The organism is Wolbachia endosymbiont (group B) of Camptogramma bilineatum (genome assembly GCF_947251825.1).
Lineage (GTDB): Bacteria > Pseudomonadota > Alphaproteobacteria > Rickettsiales > Anaplasmataceae > Wolbachia.
Genome location: NZ_OX366391.1, coordinates 1077363 through 1100385, shown reverse-complemented (window position 1 = coordinate 1100385; position 23023 = coordinate 1077363). Strand labels below are relative to the sequence as shown.

Here is a 23023-nt window from a genome sequence, read left to right as displayed (position 1 = left end):
TAAGTTACCGCTTTTTTTCCATTTTTATACTTCCTGCCCTTGATTAATTTGACCTGCTAACATTTTGTTTACAGGGCCTGCTATTAACTCTGCACAATTTATTCTTATGGTAAAAACTTCTTCTTCACTCTTATTTTTCCTTAACTTGACGCATATGGTTTGTTAAATACTCCCGTCTGTCAAGGAATTTCTACTCATGAAGGTTATGGCTTGGAAGATTACTGAAATTTTGAAAAATGTAGTCTACTTCTATATTCAAATATATCAAGCAGTAATTCAAAATTAGCTATTGTACCTTTTGCACTATTATATGCAAGGTTGAGCAATTCTCTGTCCTCATATAAATCAGCAAATTTAAACTCCATGCACCCTGATTGTTTTGTGCCTAGAATATCTCCGCTACCCCTCAGCATCATATCCTTTTCAGCAATATAAAATCCATCTTGTGACTCACACATAATCTTTAACTTTGAATACGAACTTTTACTGAGATTGTCATATAACAGTACACAAAAAGACGGTTTATTTCCTCGTCCTACTCTACCTCTTAACTGATGTAATTGCGATAACCCGAACTGCTCTGCATTCTCTATAATCATAATAGTTGTATCTGGTACATCTATGCCAACTTCTATCACAGTAGTTGCAACAAGCAGAGAAAATTCATTCCTCTTGAAGGAAAACATCACTTGATCTTTCTGCTCTTGAGTTAGTTTTCCGTGTATTATTCCAACTCTATCAAAAAATGTCTTTTGTAGTTCCTGAAAGCGCATTTCTGCTGCGGCAATATTGAGTTCTTCGTTTTCTTCTATATATGGACAAATCCAATATGCTTTTTCGCCTCTATTTATAGCATCTTTCAGTCTTTGAATAATATCTGATACTTTTTTAACGTTCATAATAACGGTTTTTATTGGCAATCTAGATTTTGGTTTTTCCCTTAAAATAGAACATTCAACATCACCATACATAGCTTGCTGCAAGGTTCTTGGAATGGGAGTTGCAGTAACAAAAAGTATATCGGTATTTTCTCCTTTTCCTACCAACCGATTCCTCTGCATCACTCCAAATCGCTGTTGCTCGTCTATGACTGCGAGTCCTAAATTTTTAAATGTAACGTTGGCTTGAAATAATGCATGAGTACCAATTACTATATTTAAAATACCACTTGCAAGTTCGTTCATAATAATCTTTCTTTCCTTGCGCGCAGTTTTACCGGTAAGCAAAGCAACTTTTATATCAGTACAAGATAGAGCTTCTTCGATCCAATTATAATGTTGCTCAGCCAAGATAGTAGTTGGTGCCATTAGAGCTACTTGCATGTTATTTTCTACCACATTCAGCATCGCAAAGAGTGCAACTACAGTTTTGCCACTCCCAACGTCACCTTGCAGCAGACTTACCATGCGGTATCTGGATTTTTGTCTTTCTGAGATTTCATCTATCGCTCGAATTTGATCATTTGTTAATTGGAACGGTAATTCATTTAAGACCTGCTCTTTGTATTTACTCAATATTATAAATTCTTTTCCCTCTTTTTTTACATGATTTTCCCTTGCAAGCTTTAGTGCCAACTGGTACGCAAATAGCTCATCATAAGCAAGTCTTTCTCTGCAAACTTCTGCTTCTGCGAGTGAGCTCGGTCTGTGCAATCTTATGATGCTTTCTTTCCAATTCAGCCATTTCTTTTGCTTGATTAATGTTTCATCTATCCACTCTGGCAAATCAGGCAAATCTTTTAGATTAGAACTTATTATGTTTCTAATGCTCTTGTTAGTAATACCGCGACATAATTGGTAAACTGGCTCTATGCAGGCTATTTCTTTAAATAGATTGATATCAGACAACATGTAATCTGGGTGAGTAATTTGCCAATGTTCGGCAAACTTTTCAAGTTTACCACTGATTACTATATCTGTTCCAACTGGAAATAATTTATACAAATATTTAACTGAGTAATTAAAAAAAACTATAAATAAATACTGACTTTCACTTTCAACGATTATTTTATATGGCCTACCTCTAACAGTGGGGCGCTGGTGCTCATACACTTTTGCCACAAAAGTTGTAAATTCTCCCACTTGAGCATCAGGTAGTGATTTACTTCTATCCACATAACTGAACGGCCTATAAAACAGCAAGTCCATTACTCTGTCTCCACCGCAAAGTTTAGGCAATATTGCGGAATGAAACCTTGGTATATTCTCAATTTTACTATTTAGAAAAGTCAGCACACTTGACTGCTCATCAACATTCATACTGTGTAAAACCGTTTATTCATAATAGAGCCTTACTAAAATCCTGTCACCCTATTATGACTGTCTATGTTAAGTATATTATTGACATATTAACTATTTTTATGTATTATTATACTATCAGCAATTCATATCAAAGTATTAATAATGAACAACTCTATACAGGAAAAAAAAGGGAAATCCAGTCGTTACACTAAAAGCTCAGGCAGAAAAGTTTGATTTTAGCAGGTTAAGAGCTGACAAAAACAACAAGTTAGCAACTACTGGAAAACAGATGTATGACGATTTTCGAAGAATGAGGTTTGTTATTAACAGCAAAAGTCTAGACGAAATTTTAATTGGTGCATTGATAGATGGAGTAGATCAACATAATTTTGATGAAGTTTGGGATAGACATTATAAAAAGCAAGAGATACCTGGCAATAAAAAAACCGACCAATATAAAGAGGAGTTTGAAAGGTTTTACAATCTAGGTAAAGGGTATACTCATCTATTACCAAAAAAAGGAGATAAAAACAATAATTATCGCCTAATTGCAAAAGAAGTTTTCAGGGAAATGTTCAAATATGCTGCAGCAAAAGTTCCAAGTGATCCTATTTTGGAAGAGTTAATCACCAGTTGTAACCAACTTGGTTATGATGGTAATTTATCTTTTCATGTTGATACACCTGAGTTGGCAAGCCACAACCTCGTAACTGGGGTTCTCAAGAAAACAATAAATATTAATTGCACTGAATCAAGTTATACAAAAATTGAATCTAAAATGTCTATATCTGTATTAGACTCTAACAAGACAAAGGAATATGAAAACTCAAAAGATGCAGCTATAGCTACTATACAAAGTTCAATCAAATTCACACTTCAGTATCAAGATGGGAAAGATGATGTAGTATATCAAGATGGCAAATTGTCACTTACTGTACCTCGAAAATTGAGAGATTATAAAACTGATGGCATAAGTTTATTTGATATTATTAAAGAATATTTCTACAAATTCTGCGAGAAGTTAGGGTTCAAGTTTGAAGTAGAAATAGAGCATGATTTAGGTGATCCGATGAGCTACCTCGAAGAGGTAGCTCTGCCCATTCATAGCAATGAACACAAAAATACACCCTAAAACTAACAATTAAAATATCTCAAGTTCTGTTAGCTTATTTGCATAGTCAGTTGTACTAGACGCAACTTAATCTGACAGAAAAACTAATATCAATCTCTAATGTTTGATGCTACTAATATTTTTCTAAAAAGCAATATGCTTGCTATCAAGAAAAGTCTGCATAGCAATATTTACCTAAATGAGGCCTTGTCTCAATTCCTAAATATAGCTGTGATTTTCTGGTTTATCATAGCCCATATCAGTCAAAATGCGCGATAATAGCACCATCAAAGAAAGATATATTAAAAAGATTAGCGGCAGTAATTGCAGTTTTCTCTGTTTGCCATAGCAACTCTTGAGTAGGTATCAATAATAATGATAATCTATATATCTGCTATAAAACCTCGAGATCCGTAGAATAGGGCTGACTAAGGTTCTCATACATTCCTGTATGCTGAGAACATAAAAGCTCTTTTGATTCTATTCCTAAATCCTCAAGTATTTGCTCCTGTTCAGCTATAAGTTCTAATAGCCCTGTTCCACTTTCACTTACTTCACTTCGTTCAAGACACATAAGTTCTGTTAACTCTGCTATGTCTTCTCTAGAAAGCTGATTTTTTTCAGAAAAAGTTGCTTCACTCATATGGTCCTCTTTTTGATATAAAGAGTATCTTATACAAGAGAATAACTAAAATAATCTAAACTCTTGTGTCATATTTGTAGCTTGGTGTAGTTATATGGTACATTTCAGATAAGAGTACTGATTATCTAATTGTAGGAGAAGACCTAGTCAAAATATAAAAAAGCAGTGGAATTGGGGGTGGTAAATTCAGAAGTGTCTGAATAACTGTGTGAACTAAGTTCGGAGGAGAATAGTATCAAGAAAGGAGAAAATTATATGGTCTTACCTTTATTGATGTATTAATTGAGAAGAGTTCTTAAAAGTTAATGTTTTGTTAGTTGTTTCATGCCTAAAATAGGCATATATAAATAATTAGGAGAATGTTATGCGGTCTAATTCCAATTCACTTAATAAATACGGATATGTATCTGATGCAAATGGATTGTCTCACCAACAAATGGGAATGTATGATGATTTAGGGAGATATGAAGTTGCTGATGAAGATATGATGTACCAAAAAAACTATGGTATTATTGGTGATAGTTTAAAAAAAATAACAAATCTGACTGGAGATACAGCAAAGAGTATAGCAGATTACCTTATTAAACCTGTTAGTGATCAGGTTGCAAAGCAAATCGTTGTTCCATTAGGAACGGAGATTATAAGTAAAATTGTCGTACCTATTACAAAGAAAGTTGCAGAACAAAATCAAGACATGATAAAAGAGCTAACAGATAAACTCATGGTTCGCGTGGAAGATTTTGCTCGGTTACAAATAGAAAAATTAAAAGAAGACGTAAAGCAAGAGATAACATCAATACCAGGTAAAGTTTTAGAGAAGATAAAACCTTCTTCATGGCTTCCATGGAAAGCAGAAAGTTTGGATGAAGCTTATTCTGACACTTATGTACCAAATGATATAGATGAATTTGCATGGTAGAGCTTCAAGGTTTAGCAAAATGTTTTTTGGTTTATATTCGCTTGAGGTTAACATCATTGGCCTAAGCTTTTTTTAATGCTAAATGATCTTACTGTATATCTACAAATTCTTCCTGTGATTTTCAACTCCAGAAGTTATGCTTAAATTATAATATCTACAAAAAAATAGTCATTTTGCTTGGATATTTGATATAATTTAGATCTATTAAAGCAAAAGCATGAATGAAGTAATAACATTTGGTTGTCGTCTAAATTTCTACGAGAGTGAGTTAATCAAAGAAGCATTAAAAAAAGCAAAGAGAGAAAATGTTGTTGTAGTGCATAGCTGTGCAGTGACAAACGAAGCAGAACGCCAAGTGAAGCAAAAAATACGTAAGATCTATAAAAACGACCCAAGTAAAGAAATTATCGTAGTTGGCTGTGCCGTTCAATTAGATCCTAAATCATATAGTGATATTCCTGGTGTAAGTAAAGTGCTAGGTAATCAAGACAAGCTCAGAGCTGAAAATTATCTACTAAATAATGATGAAATCTTAGTCAGTGATAACCAAGTAGAACCTATTCTCATTAATGGATTTGAAGATAAATCAAGGGCATTTATTGAAATTCAAAATGGTTGTAATCATAGTTGTACATTTTGCTCAATTACTGAGGCAAGAGGAAATAATCGATCTGTGCCAGTAAACAATATTATAGAGCAAATTAAGATTTTTATAGAAAATGGGTATCAAGAAGTGGTGTTTACAGGTGTTGATATTACTGACTTTTGTACAGATTTGTTTGGTAAGCAATCACTCAGTTCAATGATTAGAAGAGTTTTAAAGGATATACCACAGTTAAAGAGACTAAGACTTTCCTCTATTGATGTTGCTGAAGTTGATGATGAACTAATGGATTTAATAGCTAATGAGTCAAGACTTATGCCTCACTTACACTTGAGTCTACAGTCTGGTAATAATTTAATACTAAAGAGAATGAAACGTCGTCACAATAGAGAACAGGTGATAGAATTTTATCATAAAATGAAGAGCTTAAGACCTAATATAGCATTTGGCGCTGATATTATTGCTGGATTTCCAACAGAAACTGATAAAATGTTTCAGGATACAGTTGATTTACTGAAAAAAATAAATGTAGTTTATCTACATGCTTTTCCATATTCAGAGCGGAAAAACACACCTGCTGCACGGATGCCACAAATACCAGAGAATGTACGTAAAGAACGAGTAAAGCATCTAAGAGAAATAAATAAAGAAATGATGAGCAGTTTTTATCAATCTTTGCTCGGCACTGAGCAAAGCGTTTTGGTTGAGCAGAATAATATTGGTAGAACAGAAAATTTTGCATTAATAAAACTTACATCAAGAGTTCAAGCTAAAAGTATTGTGAAAGCTCATGTTAAAGGAATAGAAAATAATTGTTTAATTGGAAATATTATTTCTTAATTTTTGTACATTAAAGGAATATATGATATAGTAGTTATACTATAAGTGATAATTCATTTATGATAATTAGAATATCTATTGCTTTATTTTTCATCTTCATTCCGTGTGTCTATTTTTTTATTACTTATATCAGTAACAATACACACATTGAGCAAGTGCAGCCCTTAAAATTAGAAACGGACAATAATGAAAGTGTGATACATTCTGAAGAAGTTACTGAAAAAGAAGTGCCAATAAAATGTCAAGAACTTGAAAGTAGTTCACCTTCTGTTTTCCAAGTAGCTAATCAGAAAAATATGTGGCCAAGTATTGCAGATCAAGCTAAACCTACAAAGGAAAAATCAAAAAAACTTGGTTTCTATGTTAGTGCTAATGGTGGTAAGATATATTCTGATAGCTCAGAAGTATTTGTGAAGGGTATACGTGCAATAGGAAAAAGAGTTCTTGCTTTAGCTGAGGGCCGTTATGGTGGTTTTCTTTTAGACCTATTCTTAGGAGATGAAATTAAAAACATAAAAAAATTTAACGGTAAAATTGATTTTCAGTGGCTTAGCAGCATATCTGTAGGTTACTATGCTGGAGAAAATGGCCGAGTTGATTTTGAGACCATGTATTCTAAAGTCAATATTGAAGATAGTAACTCTCCTCCGGTATTTGATAAATCAGCAAGTGTATCTGCATTCTTATTAAATTTTTACTATAACCCTAATGTTCAAAATACTCAATTTGCTCCGTATATTGGTCTTGGTATAGGATCAACAGTTTTTAGATTAAAAAGGATTGATAAATCATCTAAAAATTTAATGCCACTGAATGTTCCTTGGCTTGTTTATCAAATAAAGCTTGGTGTTGATTACTCAGTAATTCCAGAAGTTAAAACCTTTCTCGGCTATCGTTACTTTAATATTCCAACACCTATTGCAGACGATATATCCACTCATAATATTGAAGTTGGTTTGATGTTTAATTTTTAGTAATAATATCTTTTCAATTCTAATATCCTGATTTCCATTCAGAAATTTGATAAATCTATCCATATCTTTAATCTTATGGCCATATCCTTTGTGATAGCCTGAAGATGGTTTCTGTTTCTTTTTTCCTTTTCCTCCACAAATATATTGGTTTTATGCTCACTAAATTGGTGAGCATGTTACAACGTTTTTGACGACGAAAAGACTGGATAGCTACTTGCATGACAACCATTTAGTTGTCTTTTCTCGTCTATCTTATTTTGTCACTTTTCTGAACAGATACTAAAGTACTAGCTTTTGTGGGTTGATGCACAATTCTATCAGAAGTTTTGTGACTATAATTGCAGAAAACATCGAGCATAAAACTCCTATCGATAAAGTGATAGAAAATCCTCTAATTGCTCCGCTACCAATAATGAACATTATTCCTGAAGCAATTAGTGTAGTGAGGTTTGAATCAAGGATTGTTTTTATTGCGTTTTTAAATCCTTCTTCAATTGCACGAGCTGTTCTTTTTCCTGCTCTTATTTCTTCGCGAATGCGTTCAAATATTAAAACATTTGCATCTACCGACATGCCAACAGTTAGAGCAATGCCAGCAATTCCAGGGAGAGTAAGAGTTGCTTCAAGTAAGGTAAGAATGAGTAGTATAGAGATTACATTAAAAACGAGTGCAACAGACGCTAACAAGCCTAATTTGCCGTAAGTAATGATTATAGATAAACCAACGGCTATGATAGAGATTATTGCTGCAATTTCTCCTGCTTTTATTGACTCTTCTCCAAGGCTTGGACCAATGTTTTTTTCTTCAATTATTTTAAGTGGTGCAGGTAGTGCACCTGATTTTAAAAGTATTGCAAGTTCACTCGCTTGTTTTTCAGTGAAATTACCGCTAATTTCTCCCTCTCCATTTAGAATAGGTTCACGTATTGTTGGTACAGTTAAGACTGTGTTATCTAAAACAATTGCAAAAGGCTTTCCTACATTTTCTTTAGTAATTTTTGCAAATTTTTTGCTTGCTATGCTGTCGAATTTGAAATGTACTGTTGGTTTACCTAAATTGCCAAATCTAACTGATGCGTTAACTAATGAATCACCGCCTATTTCAGTTTTGCGGAATATCGGGTAGGAATTACCCAAAGAATCCTTGAGCATAATCGTAGTGTCATGATCGATATCTTGCATTTTAGCTACATTGGTGTTTGCTAAATGGAAGTCCAGCTTGGCTGTTTTGCCAAGCAGAGATTTTATCTGCTGAGTGTCTTCTACTCCAGGAACTTGGACTAATATCTTATTTTGTCCTTGTTTTTGCACACTTACTTCCTTAGTACCAAGCTTATCTAAGCGTCTTTGAACATTAACTATTGACTCTGAAACTACTTCATTGATTAATGAATTCTTATAATGCGGTTTATATGAAATGAAAATTACAGTATTTTTTCTACTCAATTCTAAATTTGGGTTTATTTTATGTATTAACGTTGAAACTTTTTTGTAATCATCAATATTATTTAAAGTTACAACCACTTGTTTATCGTTTTTTGCGCTAAATTCAATCTTTTGTGTTAACAGACCTTCTTTTATTTCATCGGTTAGCATGCTTAGTTTCTCTTTGAAGTAAAAATCTAAGTCTACATTTAGAAGCAGAGATGATCCACCTTTCAGGTCAAGCCCTAAATTTATTCTCTTTTTTGAGGTAAAGAACTTATTATCAATAAAATTTGGCAGTATTATATATAAGGACAGCAAAAAAATTAGTAACACTGAAAGAGATTTTACTATTATCTTGTTTGGCATAAATTTAAACTATATTAGTGCATTGTAGACCGAATAGTTGCTAATCACAAGCACCTAAAAGATTAGGACCGCCTAAAGCCCTGATCTATAATTGATGGTCTGCGTTTGTTTTTCTAAAATATCATTATAAATCCATGAATGAGGTTCAGAGGTAGCTTTAAGATTCTCTATTTGTTTATTTTTTCTAATGCTATCAATCGGAAGGTAAATGCATAAACCAAGTATTGAGAAAGTAACTATGGTAGCTGGTATGTGAATAGCAAGAAATTCACTATAACTTGGATCTTTCCAACCGAGAGGACTAGATAGAGAAGGATGAGAGGAAAATCTGGGAATTGCTACTACTGAACTTAATGCTGTTAGAATAATAGCGACAGTGGCACCTACAAGAGGTAAAATATTCTTTTTATTAAATCTGCCATTAGAATCTTTTAAAATATCAAACATACATACTCGTCGATTACTAAATGTTCGTGATACTATGCACTAATTATAAAGTATTCAATAACTAAACTGGAGATAATAAAAAATGGACATAGAATATAGACATATAATATGAAGGATATATGCTAGTTAAAATAGGTACGAGAGGAAGCGACCTTGCGATCATCCAAGCTTTGGAAGCAAAACAAAGATTATTAGAGTCTTTTCCTAATCTATCCGTTGAGATCATAAAAATCAAAACTTCTGGTGATAAATATGCTAATGTAACCCTTGCTGAAATAGGAGGTAAAGGACTGTTCCTCAGGGAGATTGAGGCTGAATTACTCAAAAATAATATAGATATGGCGGTTCATTCGCTAAAAGATGTACCTGCGTTTTTCTCGAAGGACTTAACAATTCCTTGTGTTTTAGAGAGGATAAGTCCATGTGATGTATTTATTTCTCATAAATATAAGAGCCTAAAAACTTTGCCACAGCAGGCTACAATTGCAACTTCTTCAATAAGAAGAAAAGTTCAGCTGTTAAATCTCAGGCCAGACTTAAATGTAGTGACACTGCGTGGAAATGTGACAACTAGACTGCAAAATCAGAATTTTGATGGAATGATTTTAGCTGAAGCAGGGCTGATAAGATTAAAAAAATATCACTTAATTACAGAGGTATTGCCACCAAAAGTCATGTTAAGCGCAGTAGGGCAGGGGGCAATTTGCATTCAATGCCGAAAGAATGATATAAAAGTTATCGATCTTTTAGAGAAAATTAATAATAATATGTCTTTTATAAGGGCAAAATCAGAGCGCAGTTTCATGAAGACAGTAAATGGTTCATGCTTTACACCGCTTGCAGCTTTAGCAGAATATGTGAGTGAAAACATGCTACATCTTTATTGTATGTTAGCGGGCGAGAGAGTTATATACTTTACTGAACGCACTTCGTTTGTAGAAGATGCAGAAAAAATGGGTATGGATGCAGGATTAGAGTTAAAATCAAAATGCTTATAAGCTTACCTAAAGTATGTGGAATCTACCGTTATAATGTTTCAATGTCTAAAATGACTTGGTTAAATGTTGGTGGCCAAGCTGATGTACTATTTAAGCCACGTGACATTGAAGATCTAATGTGCTTGATAAAAGATGCGGAGTTACCAATTAGCGTTATCGGTGCAACATCCAACATAATAGTGCAAGATAGTGGCATTCGAGGAATAACGGTGAAATTAGGTAAGGAATTTGCATATATAAAATGTAAAGATAATAACTCCATTGTTGCAGGTGGTGCTGCATTGCTTAGTAACCTTGCATACTTTGCCGGAGAACAGCAAATTAGTGGGCTTGAGTTTCTTGCTGGAATTCCAGGAACAGTTGGCGGTGGGATAGAGATGAATGCAGGTGCATATGGTAGTGATATTGCGAGTGTTGTAAAGTTTATAAGGGCAGTGAATCTAGAAGATGGGAATTTATATGAATTTTCCAGTGAAGAAATGGGATATTTTTATCGTGGACATAGTCTAAAAGGCAGGTGGATTTTTATTGAAGCTGAATTTAAAGGAGTAAGTTCAGAGTATGAGCTTATATTGCAAAGATTGAAAGAAGTTATTGATAAAAAAAATAAAAGTCAACCAGTAAGAGGAAAAACTGCTGGTTGTATATTCAAAAATCCAATAGGCTGCAAGGCATGGAAACTGATTGATGAGTCTGGCTGCCGAGGATTAAGTAACGGTAGAGCTAAAATTTCTAAGAAACATTGTAATTTTCTGCTCAATTACAACAATGCAACTGCACTTGACTTAGAAAACCTTAGCAACAGAGTAAAAGATGCAGTAAAAGATAAATTTAACATTGAACTTGAGTGGGAGATAAGGGTTTTAGGTAGCTAAATTTATAGTTGTATCTCTTGGCTGTTCAACACTATCTATTTGTAAAGTGTCCTTATTGTTATCATTTGATGCAGTATGGTTGTTATTCTTTTCCTGCGAAAAAAAGGTTCCTTTTACTTTTTCAACTATAGGTGGTAGATATATCATTGCAAGCACTGTTAGGATTGGTAAAGCAAGTCCTATTATTACACCAAAATTAGCTGCTGAGTTTATATCTAGTGTTATACCAGGAATGGCGTTTATAGCTGCACTTAAACCAATTCCGATTACTACTTGAGGAATAAATAGTATATTGAATAACTTAAATAACTCTAAGTCTGAATCTCGATCAGCGAATATGGACATGAACAATACAAGAGGTATAGAAATAAATGCTGCAGAAACAACAGTAGTAATGCTGCCTATAATAAGAGGAGATAAAGGTACACTCAGCGCATAACATGCAAGACCTACTGTATAACCTGTAAGTCCCCCTATTCCAGCTAGTATAGATAATGGAGCATCTATTGGATATGGCATATTTTTAAAACTTAATCAATAATAAAATGTTACTCATTTTTCCTTCATCTGTAAAGTTATCTTAACCTAATTCCAAAAATTGTTGTATAGTATCAATTTGAAGTTTTGTTTTTAATGCATAAGTTCACAATACTCTTTTCTATACTGTTTGCGGTAATTGCTTACTATTTAAACAATGAAGTAATATTTGAAGTAGCAAAGCTATTTAGTGATATATTCATCAGTTTGTTGAAATTAATCAGTTTACCTTTGGTTTTTCTATCTATCGTGTCCATAATTTCAGGGCTTAAAGACTCAATTGAAATTAAAGTATTACTTAAGAAGACGCTGTTTTATACGCTGCTTACAACCATTATAGCTGCATTTGTTGCGCTATCTTTCTATTTATTTATAGATCCAGTAAGAAAAAATTTCATAAGTAACACAATAGAAAGTGTGAGTGACAGCAACCACAATTACTTTTCATACTTAAAATCACTCATTCCTTCGAATTTTGTGCAAGTTTTTCTTGAAAATAATGTTATTGGCAGCATATTGATTGCTTTTTTGATGGGTGGAGCTATTATTTCGCTCTCAAAAGAAAAACAAGATATATTACACCAAATATTTTCTGCACTATTTGATACACTTCTTAGAATTGCTCAAGGGTTATTAAAGTTTATTCCTCTTGCTGTATGGTCTTTTATCACATGTTTTTTATACGAGTTAAAAGGTGGCAGCGAATTCCATAGTCTTTTTTGGTATTTTGCTTGCATAATGTCTGCAAATTTCGTGCAAGCATTTGTGATTTTGCCACTACTCATGTGGTATAAAGGTATATCACCAATTCAAACGATGAAAGGTGTGATGCCAGCACTTACACTTGCGTTTTTTTCTAAATCATCTAGTGCAACGCTGCCTACAACTATAGAATGTGTGCAAAATCAGCTAAAGGTACCAAAGAAATTGTCATCTTTTATTCTACCAATATGCACAACAGTCAATATGAATGCGTGTGCTGCATTTATTTTAATCACAGTGATGTTTGTTGCAGAGATGAATGGGCACACATTTTCCTTAAGTGAGATGTTCATATGGATTTTTTTAGCTACAGGAGCTGCAATTGGTAACGCTGGAGTGCCGATGGGGTGCTATTTTATGGCAACTAGTTATTTGGTATCAATGAATGTTCCTTTGTACATTATGGGATTGATTTTGCCTATTTATACAATCATTGATATGTTTGAAACTGCAATAAATGTGTGGTCTGATATCTGTATAACGCAGATAATTAATAAAGAATTTCAAACTCAAGAATGATATTAGATAATACAATAATAAAAGAATTTGAAGAGGCTGGTGCGATTTTGCACGGACATTTTGTACTCTCGTCAGGGCTGCACAGCAACACTTACATACAATGCGCTAAAATTTTTGAAAATCCAAGCAGAGCAATGAACGTTTGTGAGCTATTGGCGAATAAAATAAGAAAAGAGCTTATTGAACCCATAGATTTAATACTATCTCCTGCGATTGGTGGAATAATCGTGGGTTATGAGATTGGTAGACAGCTTGGAATCCGAACAATATTTTGCGAACGTGTTAATGGTAAATTTGAATTACGCCGTGGATTTGAGATTAAACAAGGTGAGAAAATCTTACTAATTGAAGATGTGATTACCACAGGTAAATCTTCACTTGAAGCAGTAAAATGTGGAGAAGAGAAGGGAGGTAAAGTTGTTGCTGGAGCTTCTTTGATCAAGAGAAATAGTGAAACAAAACTGCCCTTTCCTGTAATATCTTTGATTGAACTAAATATCAAAAACTATAGCGAGGAAGAACTGCCAAGTGAATTAAAACAATTACCTATAATGAAACCTGGGAGTAGAGAATATTTAACAAAATAATTCTATATATGGCTAAAGTGATTCAGTAACTTTTATGTGTTATATGTTGATCTTTTTGCATCAAAGTTAGATATTACAGTTTATTTTCCTGTATTCGTTCAACAGAATGGCAAAATAAGATAGACAAATAAAGATATAAAGTAAAAACAATAATAGGTGTCATTCCGGTTCGTGACACTTGCTTTATGTAGTTTTATTGAAAACGTTGTTTTTATTATAATACCTCCTATGATTAGTTTGCTTGTGAGCACCAGTGTCTGGGCACTGGAATGACAAGAAAAGGCTACTTGAATGACAGGAAAGGAACTACTAAAACAAATAGGTGTCATTCCAGCGCGTGACGCTGGAATCCAGAAAGGAACAATGGATCTCAGTGTCTGAGCACTGGGATGAAACCTTTTTGCTTCAATATTTTGCACAGTAGCCATGCAACTTAACAGATACTTTTCTCTTCATTTATCCTAAGGTTTTTATGGGTTTTTTAACCCATAAAAACCTTATATAAACCCCTGTTGTGATTAAAAATACACTAAATCTTGGTTTTCACATGTTTCATCTTGTGCAGCAAAAGACAATAATTTTGCGCTCTCAAGGAAATTTTTTGCACTAGCTTCTAAGAGATTAGATTTTACTTCTGTAAGTTCACATTTAATCTGATCTATTTTCCCATTCAAATTTTTATGTGCATCTTCGACTAATTTATTCATTTCATCTTCTAAAAGTGTACTTACTTCTTTACTTTGTGTAGTGACAAGATCATTTATTTTGCTTGTAATTTTAGGTTTTATAAGGCTTTCAATTTTTTCTTCAGTATATTTTTTTACTTCTTCTTCTACCTGAGTTTTTATTTCTGGCTTTAGCAAATCTGCAACTTCTGGTCCTACTTTTTTCACTGCTTTTTTAGCTGCATTTTTTGCTGCTTTTTCAGCGTTTGCTTCTACTGACTTTACTGTCTTATCAATTGAAGTCGATATTTTTTTTCTATTTGATTAGCTTTTTCGGTAGCTATTTTGTTAGCTTTCTCTTCAGCTAAAGTTAGCATTTTTTCTTCTATTTTTTTTACTTCATCTTGAGCTGCTTTTCTAGCTTCTAGTTTTAAATCGTTACCCATTTTAGATATTACTTGATTCGCAGCTTCTTTTGCTGTTTTGCTTATACCAAGAATTTTATCAAACATTCCTGCACGATACACTTGAGAGCCGAAGTTTGATTCGTCAGCCAAATTTTTGTAATTGTATTCTTTCATAATGTACTCCTTAATTAAAAAACTATACTAACATTAATATACAAGTACAAAAATTATATTAATATTAGTATTGCTTTTCAGGGCAGTAGTATAAATTTATAGTACCTTTTGAAAAAATTCATGACTTGACGACAAAGAGCATTATATTGGTATCATGACTGACTTGGAAAAGATGAGAGAAAAACTGCAAAATCAAATTAATTATCATAATATCTTATATTATCAAAAAAGTAAGCCAGAGATAAGTGATGCTGAATATGATGAACTGAAAAAAAAGTTAGCTGCAATAGAGCCAGAAGCTTATGCAACACAAGATAGTGTTGGTGCTCCGCCTGATGAGAGATTTTCTAAGGTGGAACATCAAGAACCTATGCTTTCTCTTGAGAATGCTTATGATGAACAAGGTGTAGAAAAATTTTTGTCTAAAATAAAGAGATTTTTAATTGCAGATGAAATAGAGATATTATGTGAGCCAAAAATTGATGGATTGTCATTTTCTGCAATTTATGAAGATGGGAATTTTGTTAAAGCTGCAACTCGAGGTGACGGTTTTGTAGGAGAGGATGTAACTCACAATGTTGCAACAATAAAAGGCTTTCCTAAGTTTTTACAAGATGTGCAAGGAAGACTAGAAGTAAGGGGTGAAATATATATCAGTAACAGCGACTTTTTAAAGTTAAATGAAAATAATGAATTCGCTAATCCTCGAAATGCAGCTGCTGGTTCTTTAAAGCAATTGAATGCGAACATTACAGCAAAAAGGCCTCTTAGATATTTTGCTTATTCTTTAATTGGTGGAATAGAGAAAAGTCAAAGTGAAGTACTAGAAAAACTTGAGAAACTTGGTTTTTGCGTAAATGAGCATCGTTCCTTAACAAGTAGTTTGAATGGAATGATAAAGTTCTATAACGAGATCTATGATTATCGTTATAACTTGGATTATGATATCGATGGGATAGTCTATAAAGTGAATGATTTGGTGCTACAAAGTCGTCTGGGAAGTACACACAAAGCGCCACGCTCAGCGCTTGCATATAAATTTTCTGCGGTTTATGCAAAGACAAAGTTAAATAAAATATTTATACAGGTGGGTAGAACGGGGGTTTTAACTCCAGTTGCAGATTTGGTACCAGTCAATATTGGCGGAGTGCTAGTTAGCAGAGCAAGTCTACATAACCAAGATGAGATAAAACGTAAAGACATAAGAGAAGGAGATGTTGTAACAATTAAAAGAGCTGGAGATGTAATTCCTCAAATTGTCAAAGTAGATGAAGGTTCTCGTCATGCAAATATGCCTGAATTTATGTTTCCTGACATATGTCCTGAATGTGGTAGTAAAGTGCAGATTGAAGGAGTTGCAGTAAGATGTCCTGAAGAATTTAATTGCAAGGCTCAAATAGTAGAAAAACTAAAACATTTTGTGTCAAAAGATGCATTTGACATTGTTGGCCTTGGTGAAAAACAAATAAAGTTTTTTTATGATCTGGAACTAATAAGACAAATTCCAGACATTTTTATTTTAGAGGAAAGATTAAAAGAGTTTTCCTTAAAAGAGCATCATGGTTGGGGCGAGAAGTCAATAGCTAATCTATTAAGTGCTATACAAAGCAGAAGAGTAATCTCTCTAGATAGGTTCATATTTTCTTTGGGTATCAGATTTATCGGCCAAGTTGCAGCAGAATTGCTCGCAAATTATTATGTATCTTATGATAACTGGTATAATTCGATGTCATCAAATGATGTTGAGTTGGTAGGTATAGATGGTATAGGAGAAAAAGTAGCTGAATCTTTAAAATCGTTTTTTTCTCAGGAACGTAACATTAAAATGTTAAATGATCTTACTGCATATCTGCAAATTCTTCCCGTGAGCTCCAACTCTAGCGATTCTTTTTTGAATAACAAAATTATAGTGTTTACTGGTAAGCTACGTGCTATGAGCAGAGGGGAGGCAAAAGTAAGAGCTAAAGTTTTAGGGGCAAAGATCAGTTCAAGCCTTTCTACTAAAACTGACTATTTAATTGCAGGAGAAGATCCGGGTTCAAAATATAAAAAAGCAATGGAATTGGGTGTGGAAATTTTAGATGAAGAACAGTGGAACAAATTGTGCTAAACACAACTTAATCTGACGGGAATGAATTAACTGATAGAAGAATGGGAGTGTTAAATAAACTGTGTCAAATCGCATTTTTAGTTCAACTCGATTTTTAACCTACCAGGAAAAAAGATATCAAGTTGAGAGATAGTTAAAGCCCAATCATGTATAGGCATAGTCCATTTCTCTCCTGCCTTCTTTATAGCACAATATACCTGTTTATACAAGGCATTTGTGCTGGTAAATGAGCCCTTGGTTTTAGTAAATTCTCGGCTATTTCTCTACTTGATATGTTTTTTTTAAATCATTTATGAAAACTTTTGCTCGATACATATTTCAGTGAATTTCTTATCTGATGTACTATACATTTCTGCTTTAGGAAATACGCTATTTATAGCTGTAGGAAAGCTTTTTAACACAAAGCTATCAGAATATCATCTACTCCTTTCTCTTTTAAGTCATTTAACATCCCTAGCCAAAAGTTAGCTCCCTCACTTTCTGCTATATAAAAGCCTAAAACTTCTTTTCTGCCATTTTGCTAATATGTTATACATACATTTGCTTACACAATGCCCGTCCTCCTTGACCTTAAAAAACCATGAACACTATTGGATATACAGATTGCAGCGGACGACTGCGCCATTCGTTGATTACCAGTAACAATTTGTCAGTAATACTTGATATCTCTGCTGCAGATATTTTATATTTCTTCTACATGCGATGCTATATCCCATGCCACTGGCATATGTACTTAAAACCTTTGCTTCAAATTCGGTTGTTTGCCTTTTTCTGACTACTTGTGGCTCGAAACTTCCTTCTCTATCTCTTGGTGTCAATAGTTCAAATACTTGTCCGTAAAGTCTTTGAATTTCTTCGGTTGTTTTCTTCGCTTTCAGCCGACAAATGGTTTTCTATCTCGCCTTCCCTCTAGCAGTTTTTTTATAAATGGTGTTAATGCTCCATCTCTTCCTGTCAATGGTTTTCCTTCTCGTATAGATGATAAGATATTTGTTTCTAATTCTTTATAGTCTACCAAACCGGTAGTTCTGTTTGCTTGACTCATTGTCAAACCTCCATTTTTTTATCAATTTATTACTTTACTTCTCGGTTTGACACAGTTTATTTAACACTCCCCTTTTTGTTTAGTAATGGTTAATGCTTCCTTCTATAATGCAAAACCCATACTCACCCAACCCAATCAATTACTTGTAATCTGGATTCCAGTTTTAAGCTACTCGGATGACAGAGAAAGGGCTACTTGCATGAAATTAAAAGGAGCACCGAGCAGATCACTTCTTCACAAAGATCTTATCAGCAACACGCATATCAATTACGCTCCAATTGCTAAAAGTAAAGTCGGTTGTATTTTGCAAGTGGCTTAAATAATCCCATGCGCTATAAGGATTATCTTCAGGCAATTTTACTGTGGCACTGTTATCGAGTATGATATTCCATCTTCTATTGCCTACATAAACACAAGAAGAAATATGATCACTTAATTGAGTTTTCCTCTCTAGTATATCTTTAATGAATTTTAGGCTTGATAACGAATTTTGTCCTTTGATTATAACGAGGTTATCTATCTGGTAATCATCTACGATTACTTTACCTTCAGAGTCAATTACTGAAGTTCTGTTATCATCTTTCCAAAGAGCAAAAGGTTTGTGTTCATTTACATCAATGCGTAAGGTGTTGGGTAAAATCCTATAAATTCTTACATGTTTTATCCATTCGCTTACAGATTGTATATTATCTGTTAGTTTTGAGAGTGATACATACATGATAGGTTGTGTTCTATCTACTAAACTTAGAATGTCCTGTTCATTTGTAAATTTGTTTCCAGTAACGGTTACTTTGTCGATTGAAAATCCATTGCTAATTAATAAGCTCGATAAGCGATCATTACACCAAGTAAAGTAGTAATTGAATCGATTTGTTATTTTATCAAGTGAACTATAAAGTACTAGTGTAAGGAAAAGTGCAGTTATAATCATGAAAGCACACTTGCGCAAAAAACTCCTTTGGCTTCTAGTAACATTGTTCAACATCGGCTTGATCTTTAATATTCTTGTGGTGTAAACTGTCTTTGACAATAACTTTAATTAATTCATTAAAATCAATTCCTTTTGTCAATTTTGCAATTTCTGGTACTAACGATAATTCAGTAAAGCCAGGATGTGTATTAATCTCAAGCATTTTTAAAGTGTTATTTTGGGGATTATAACGGAAGTCTGAGCGGGAAACAGTTTTGCATCCTAAAAATTGATGAACTTTTAGTGCGTGTTCCAAGGTCATTCTATATATGTTGTCAGGAATTTTAGCAGGAAATATATGTTCTGCAAATCCATCTGTATACTTTGCTTCATAATTATAGAATTTATTTTTTGGTCGTATTTCCATAGTGCCAATTGCTTCATTCAGCAACACAGCAGTATGTAACTCTATACCCGGTATGTATTCTTCTATGATCATCTTTTCCATTATAGTAGAACTGTTATTTTTCAGCTCTAAGTAATCCTCATGTGAGAAAATCATGTGTACTCCAATGCTTGAGCCTTCGTTAATCGGTTTTAAGACGTACGGATAATCAACTTTAATATTATTTTTTAGCACATCTTCTCGACTAATTACATAACCTCTTGGAGTGTCGATATTAAGAGAATGGAATATATGCTTTGACATCACTTTATTCATAGCAACAGCCGAAGCCATAACTTCTGAGTGTGTATATTTTATACCTAAAATCTCCAGTAAACCTTGAATACAGCCATCTTCACCATAAGGTCCATGTAGAGCAATAAAAGCAAGAGCGGGATTAGTTTTTTTAAGCTTTTGAGCAATGTTGCTATCAACATCTATTTCTATTGCATTATATGAAAGGCTATCAAGCGCCTTCTTTACTGCTTTTCCGCTCATAAGCGATATTTCTCTTTCGCAAGAAAATCCACCACTTAAAATTGCTATAGTTGGAACCATAAGCACCCTAATATTTTGCTATATATCATATATAAAAGATACTTTTATCTTCAATAGAAAAAACGCTTTGAAAAATTCCACAGCTGTACAGATATTGCAATTTGCAGGTGGCAAGTAGTTTTATGTAAACTGGTTCCTTTGTGATCAGACACCAGATTGCAAGTAATACATTGGGTTTTGCATTATAGAATAGGGTTATTGCAAAACATATTTCCTTCAAACGTAAATGGTGTCCCTATATCCTATTGTAACGATAGTTACTTCATGTTTTTGGTGTCTGTATAATACACATCGCCAACTCTTAGTCTTCTAAACCCTTTAAAGCTATGGTGCAAGATTCACTGAATCAACTGTAAGACGTTCCTGTATTGCTTTATTTACTTTTGATTCCATATTTAATATAGTATTAATACTTTAATACTATATTAAATATAATATTAATTAAGGAGAATATTATGTCAGAAAAAGATAATAATCAATGTTTATTAAGTGAAGTTTGTATTAAATTAATCACTGGACCGTTATGGGGAGCGCATTATAACTCAAAGAAGACAATTGAAACAATTAAAGAAGATTTCAAGAATCTAAGCAATAATATTCATTTAACCAATACCAAGTTATGGGGAGAGTATGGTAATTTAAAGAAGACAATTGAAACAATTCAAAAAGATTTCGAGAATCTGAACGATGAACTTAAACCAGACAATATTGATAGTAATATATCATCTGCTGATATATTTTCTGATGAAACGCACATTTACGATTCAATGTCTATTTAACCAAAAAGATGTGAGGCTTCTTTTGTACTCTCTATTTATTCTGAACTTTTCAATAAAGTAATAAACGTATCTGAAAAGTAATTATGCTAATATAAATATTACAATTTTATTAACACATAAATGCTACCGTGGAGTTAGTTTTTTAATTTAGGAGTATATTATGGTTATGTCTACACAAAACTCGAATTCATTAACGTTTCAGGCACGCAACCTATCTCATATTTGCCACAAAAACTGTGAAGAGGCGTTCAATGAAACAGACAAACCTCTGTGCAAGGCTAGATGTGATGCTTTCTTTCCAGTGCCTGAACCTCGTTCACAAATTAGTGAGAAATTAATAGACATTGCAAACAATCTCCGTTTTGAGAGTGCACAATTATCGTCTATGGCAGATGAAATAGATGCTTACAGTTCAATGTCTATTTAATCAAAAAAGTGTGAGTCCACTTTCGTACTCTATTACCCTAAATTTTCGTCAAAATAAGCTGTTTTATCCTTTTTTTCTTTATACTCTTCTGCTGTATCTAGGGGTTGCTTTTTAGCTGTGACATTTGGCCACTTTTGCGAATATTCTACATTTATGTTGTAAAATGATTTAAAGATTTTTTGTTCATTGTTCAGTAAGCCTTCATCTAGCTCTAGAATATCTTTTATGGAATCATCAGTTACAATTGCATCTACTGGACATTCAGGTATACACACTCCACAATCAATACACTCATCTGGGTTAATCACGAGCATATTTTTACCTTCATAAAAGCAGTCAACGGGACATACTTCTACACAGTCCGTATATTTACATTTTATGCATTTATCTGTAACAAAATGCGTCATAAAATACTGTATATTTGCATTATCTTGGGTACACTAAACTGATAAGAAATTCAAGCCTTTTATGAAGATAAATAAATTAAATAACGAAGAATTAGAAATATGGCTAAGCTTGGCTAGAACTGTGGGACCAGTAAAGTTTTTTAGTATACTAAGAGCATGTGGCTCACTAGATGAAGTGCTTAAGTATCTTAATGAATTGGCTAACAAGGATTATGGAATTAAAAATGTACAAGAAGAAATTAAGAATGCAGAAAAAATTGGAGCCAAAATAATACCAGCATGTGATCCAGATTACCCTGACATTTTAAGGAATATACCGAGTTGTCCTCCTGTAATAACTACACTTGGTGATATATCATTGTTAAGCCGTGAGATAATTGCAATAATCGGTGGACGTAATTCTTCAATCAATGGAAGAAATTTTGCCAATAAGTTGGCACTTGATTTAAGCGAAGTTGGTTTCATCGTAATTTCTGGACTTGCAAGAGGGATCGATACTGCAGCAAACAGTGTAATATACAAAAATCACCCAACCATTGCTGTCACAGCAAGCGGAATTGACGTAGTATACCCAAGAGAAAATTTTGATCTATACAAAAGAATCACTGAAAATGGCGGGTTAGTAATTACTGAGCTTCCATTTGCTACTAAACCAAAGCCTCAGTATTTTCCCCAAAGAAACCGAATTATATCTGGCCTTTCACTCGGTGTTGTGGTAATTGAAGCATCAAAAAAGTCTGGTTCTCTCATCACAGCAGATTTTGCTTTGAATCAAGGAAGAGAGGTGTTTGCAGTTTCTGGTTTCCCTTTAGATTCACGCTGTAGTGGTAGTAATTATTTAATTAAGAACGGCGCTAAACTTGTTGAATCCGCTGATGATATAGTAGAGAGCGTGAGATTTAGTTTACCTCTTCAGCAAAAAAATCTATTTGATACCGTTGCTGACCAAAAACAAGAAAAATTACAACAGGCAAAATCTGTTATAGTTGATCATATTAACTCTGTACCTGTTGATATAGATGAACTTATATTAGCAAGCGGACTTTCTACCAACATAGCTCTAATGGCTCTTTTGGAACTAGAGACGGAAAATAAAATAGAGCGTTCGCCGGGGAATAAAATATCATTAATTTTCTAGATTGCTTTAGTTATAAATCCACAACCGTACAAACATTATGATTTGAGTCCACCAAGAAAGATGTCATTCCAGCGTGTGACGCTGGCTTTCCGTAATCTCACTAAAAAC

General features: G+C 33.5%; 22 protein-coding genes and 1 pseudogene. 12 read left to right on the top strand and 11 right to left on the bottom strand.

Annotated elements, in window-relative coordinates; translation table 11 throughout:
* Positions 1 to 218: 218 nt before the first annotated feature.
* Entirely contained in the window at positions 219 to 2258 is a 2040-nt protein-coding gene (recG, locus tag OPR44_RS05530) for an ATP-dependent DNA helicase RecG (protein ID WP_265014640.1), read from the bottom strand.
* A gap of 271 nt (positions 2259 to 2529) precedes the next feature.
* Between recG and OPR44_RS05525 the strand changes: the two genes are divergently transcribed.
* The gene (locus tag OPR44_RS05525) at positions 2530 to 3372 is read left to right on the top strand and encodes a hypothetical protein (RefSeq protein ID WP_265014639.1); all 843 of its coding nucleotides are present in this window, start codon (positions 2530 to 2532) and stop codon (positions 3370 to 3372) included.
* Between the two features lie 373 nt (positions 3373 to 3745).
* Here OPR44_RS05525 and OPR44_RS05520 read toward each other — a convergent pair whose 3' ends face one another.
* Positions 3746 to 3994 (bottom strand): hypothetical protein, encoded by a 249-nt coding sequence (locus OPR44_RS05520; RefSeq protein ID WP_007301923.1) that lies wholly within the window; start codon positions 3992 to 3994, stop codon positions 3746 to 3748.
* A 364-nt stretch (positions 3995 to 4358) separates the two neighbouring features.
* On the opposite strand from OPR44_RS05520, the gene OPR44_RS05515 reads away from it, so the two are divergent.
* From OPR44_RS05515 to OPR44_RS05505, 3 genes are all read left to right on the top strand, one after another.
* Positions 4359 to 4913: a hypothetical protein gene (locus OPR44_RS05515; RefSeq protein WP_264377991.1), complete on the top strand. Its 555-nt coding sequence runs from the start codon at positions 4359 to 4361 to the stop codon at positions 4911 to 4913.
* Positions 4914 to 5130: 217 nt separating this feature from the next.
* Positions 5131 to 6357, top strand: coding sequence for a tRNA (N(6)-L-threonylcarbamoyladenosine(37)-C(2))-methylthiotransferase MtaB (gene mtaB / locus OPR44_RS05510; RefSeq protein WP_265014638.1), 1227 nt, complete (start codon positions 5131 to 5133; stop codon positions 6355 to 6357).
* Positions 6358 to 6416: 59 nt separating this feature from the next.
* Positions 6417 to 7331: an outer membrane protein gene (locus OPR44_RS05505; protein WP_264374928.1), complete on the top strand. Its 915-nt coding sequence runs from the start codon at positions 6417 to 6419 to the stop codon at positions 7329 to 7331.
* 279 nt (positions 7332 to 7610) lie between these two features.
* On the opposite strand, the gene secD is transcribed toward OPR44_RS05505, so the two are convergent.
* Entirely contained in the window at positions 7611 to 9125 is a 1515-nt protein-coding gene (gene secD, locus OPR44_RS05500) for a protein translocase subunit SecD (RefSeq protein WP_265014637.1), read from the bottom strand.
* Positions 9126 to 9197: 72 nt separating this feature from the next.
* On the bottom strand, positions 9198 to 9572 hold the full coding sequence (locus OPR44_RS05495; protein ID WP_264374926.1) for a hypothetical protein: 375 nt from the start codon (positions 9570 to 9572) through the stop codon (positions 9198 to 9200).
* Between the two features lie 119 nt (positions 9573 to 9691).
* Here OPR44_RS05495 and hemC point away from each other — a divergent pair, with 119 nt between their 5' ends.
* Together hemC and murB are read left to right on the top strand one after the other, a co-directional pair.
* On the top strand, positions 9692 to 10570 hold the full coding sequence (gene hemC / locus OPR44_RS05490; RefSeq protein ID WP_064085264.1) for a hydroxymethylbilane synthase: 879 nt from the start codon (positions 9692 to 9694) through the stop codon (positions 10568 to 10570).
* Positions 10561 to 11445, top strand: coding sequence for a UDP-N-acetylmuramate dehydrogenase (murB, locus tag OPR44_RS05485; RefSeq protein WP_265014636.1), 885 nt, complete (start codon positions 10561 to 10563; stop codon positions 11443 to 11445). Before hemC ends, murB begins: the two co-directional genes overlap by 10 nt.
* On the opposite strand, the gene OPR44_RS05480 is transcribed toward murB, so the two are convergent.
* A complete protein-coding gene (locus tag OPR44_RS05480) occupies positions 11434 to 11964 on the bottom strand; it encodes a hypothetical protein (RefSeq protein ID WP_265014635.1) in 531 nt (176 codons plus the stop codon). The two genes, murB and OPR44_RS05480, sit on opposite strands and share 12 nt — an antisense overlap.
* Positions 11965 to 12078: 114 nt before the next feature.
* On the opposite strand from OPR44_RS05480, the gene OPR44_RS05475 reads away from it, so the two are divergent.
* Positions 12079 to 13263, top strand: coding sequence for a dicarboxylate/amino acid:cation symporter (locus OPR44_RS05475; RefSeq protein ID WP_265014634.1), 1185 nt, complete (start codon positions 12079 to 12081; stop codon positions 13261 to 13263).
* Positions 13260 to 13850 carry an orotate phosphoribosyltransferase gene (gene pyrE, locus OPR44_RS05470; RefSeq protein ID WP_265014633.1) on the top strand — a complete coding sequence of 197 codons (591 nt, stop codon included), beginning with the start codon at positions 13260 to 13262 and terminating at the stop codon, positions 13848 to 13850. Before OPR44_RS05475 ends, pyrE begins: the two co-directional genes overlap by 4 nt.
* Before the next feature lie 518 nt (positions 13851 to 14368).
* Here the strand turns inward: pyrE and OPR44_RS05465 are convergent.
* Entirely contained in the window at positions 14369 to 14743 is a 375-nt protein-coding gene (locus OPR44_RS05465) for a hypothetical protein (protein ID WP_265014632.1), read from the bottom strand.
* 53 nt (positions 14744 to 14796) lie between these two features.
* Complete coding sequence (locus OPR44_RS05460; RefSeq protein ID WP_265014631.1) at positions 14797 to 15096, bottom strand: hypothetical protein; 300 nt, start codon at positions 15094 to 15096, stop codon at positions 14797 to 14799.
* Between the two features lie 154 nt (positions 15097 to 15250).
* Here OPR44_RS05460 and ligA point away from each other — a divergent pair, with 154 nt between their 5' ends.
* The gene (gene ligA / locus OPR44_RS05455; RefSeq protein ID WP_265014630.1) at positions 15251 to 17206 is read left to right on the top strand and encodes an NAD-dependent DNA ligase LigA; all 1956 of its coding nucleotides are present in this window, start codon (positions 15251 to 15253) and stop codon (positions 17204 to 17206) included.
* A 77-nt stretch (positions 17207 to 17283) separates the two neighbouring features.
* On the opposite strand, the pseudogene OPR44_RS05450 reads toward ligA, so the two are convergent.
* The 3 genes and pseudogenes from OPR44_RS05450 to OPR44_RS05440 form a co-directional block, all read right to left on the bottom strand.
* Positions 17284 to 18251, bottom strand: a pseudogene (locus tag OPR44_RS05450) (IS256 family transposase).
* A gap of 226 nt (positions 18252 to 18477) precedes the next feature.
* A complete protein-coding gene (locus OPR44_RS05445) occupies positions 18478 to 19236 on the bottom strand; it encodes a cell division protein FtsQ/DivIB (RefSeq protein ID WP_264374656.1) in 759 nt (252 codons plus the stop codon).
* Positions 19217 to 20170, bottom strand: coding sequence for a D-alanine--D-alanine ligase (locus OPR44_RS05440; protein WP_265014629.1), 954 nt, complete (start codon positions 20168 to 20170; stop codon positions 19217 to 19219). Before OPR44_RS05440 ends, OPR44_RS05445 begins: the two co-directional genes overlap by 20 nt.
* Positions 20171 to 20619: 449 nt before the next feature.
* Between OPR44_RS05440 and OPR44_RS05435 the strand changes: the two genes are divergently transcribed.
* Positions 20620 to 20943 carry a hypothetical protein gene (locus OPR44_RS05435; RefSeq protein ID WP_265014628.1) on the top strand — a complete coding sequence of 108 codons (324 nt, stop codon included), beginning with the start codon at positions 20620 to 20622 and terminating at the stop codon, positions 20941 to 20943.
* A 160-nt stretch (positions 20944 to 21103) separates the two neighbouring features.
* Positions 21104 to 21370 (top strand): hypothetical protein, encoded by a 267-nt coding sequence (locus OPR44_RS05430; RefSeq protein WP_264374658.1) that lies wholly within the window; start codon positions 21104 to 21106, stop codon positions 21368 to 21370.
* A gap of 32 nt (positions 21371 to 21402) precedes the next feature.
* Here the strand turns inward: OPR44_RS05430 and OPR44_RS05425 are convergent, their stop codons facing one another.
* Complete coding sequence (locus OPR44_RS05425; protein WP_010405211.1) at positions 21403 to 21777, bottom strand: ferredoxin family protein; 375 nt, start codon at positions 21775 to 21777, stop codon at positions 21403 to 21405.
* Positions 21778 to 21838: 61 nt separating this feature from the next.
* Here OPR44_RS05425 and dprA point away from each other — a divergent pair, with 61 nt between their 5' ends.
* Positions 21839 to 22915 carry a DNA-processing protein DprA gene (gene dprA, locus OPR44_RS05420; RefSeq protein ID WP_264377984.1) on the top strand — a complete coding sequence of 359 codons (1077 nt, stop codon included), beginning with the start codon at positions 21839 to 21841 and terminating at the stop codon, positions 22913 to 22915.
* Positions 22916 to 23023: the final 108 nt, after the last annotated feature.

Bases quoted from the DNA above. Each gene is read 5' to 3' on its own strand.
- hemC (WP_064085264.1), top strand. From the start codon at position 9,692: ATGCTAGTTAAAATAGGTACGAGAGGAAGCGACCTTGCGATCATCCAA.
- OPR44_RS05505 (WP_264374928.1), top strand. From the start codon at position 6,417: ATGATAATTAGAATATCTATTGCTTTATTTTTCATCTTCATTCCGTGT.
- OPR44_RS05520 (WP_007301923.1), bottom strand. From the start codon at position 3,994: ATGAGTGAAGCAACTTTTTCTGAAAAAAATCAGCTTTCTAGAGAAGAC.
- OPR44_RS05525 (WP_265014639.1), top strand. From the start codon at position 2,530: ATGTATGACGATTTTCGAAGAATGAGGTTTGTTATTAACAGCAAAAGT.
- OPR44_RS05460 (WP_265014631.1), bottom strand. From the start codon at position 15,096: ATGAAAGAATACAATTACAAAAATTTGGCTGACGAATCAAACTTCGGC.
- secD (WP_265014637.1), bottom strand. From the start codon at position 9,125: ATGCCAAACAAGATAATAGTAAAATCTCTTTCAGTGTTACTAATTTTT.
- murB (WP_265014636.1), top strand. From the start codon at position 10,561: ATGCTTATAAGCTTACCTAAAGTATGTGGAATCTACCGTTATAATGTT.
- OPR44_RS05515 (WP_264377991.1), top strand. From the start codon at position 4,359: ATGCGGTCTAATTCCAATTCACTTAATAAATACGGATATGTATCTGAT.
- recG (WP_265014640.1), bottom strand. From the start codon at position 2,258: ATGAATGTTGATGAGCAGTCAAGTGTGCTGACTTTTCTAAATAGTAAA.
- OPR44_RS05480 (WP_265014635.1), bottom strand. From the start codon at position 11,964: ATGCCATATCCAATAGATGCTCCATTATCTATACTAGCTGGAATAGGG.
- mtaB (WP_265014638.1), top strand. From the start codon at position 5,131: ATGAATGAAGTAATAACATTTGGTTGTCGTCTAAATTTCTACGAGAGT.
- OPR44_RS05495 (WP_264374926.1), bottom strand. From the start codon at position 9,572: ATGTTTGATATTTTAAAAGATTCTAATGGCAGATTTAATAAAAAGAAT.
- dprA (WP_264377984.1), top strand. From the start codon at position 21,839: ATGAAGATAAATAAATTAAATAACGAAGAATTAGAAATATGGCTAAGC.
- OPR44_RS05425 (WP_010405211.1), bottom strand. From the start codon at position 21,777: ATGACGCATTTTGTTACAGATAAATGCATAAAATGTAAATATACGGAC.
- OPR44_RS05475 (WP_265014634.1), top strand. From the start codon at position 12,079: ATGCATAAGTTCACAATACTCTTTTCTATACTGTTTGCGGTAATTGCT.
- pyrE (WP_265014633.1), top strand. From the start codon at position 13,260: ATGATATTAGATAATACAATAATAAAAGAATTTGAAGAGGCTGGTGCG.
- OPR44_RS05430 (WP_264374658.1), top strand. From the start codon at position 21,104: ATGGTTATGTCTACACAAAACTCGAATTCATTAACGTTTCAGGCACGC.
- OPR44_RS05445 (WP_264374656.1), bottom strand. From the start codon at position 19,236: ATGTTGAACAATGTTACTAGAAGCCAAAGGAGTTTTTTGCGCAAGTGT.
- OPR44_RS05435 (WP_265014628.1), top strand. From the start codon at position 20,620: ATGTCAGAAAAAGATAATAATCAATGTTTATTAAGTGAAGTTTGTATT.
- ligA (WP_265014630.1), top strand. From the start codon at position 15,251: ATGACTGACTTGGAAAAGATGAGAGAAAAACTGCAAAATCAAATTAAT.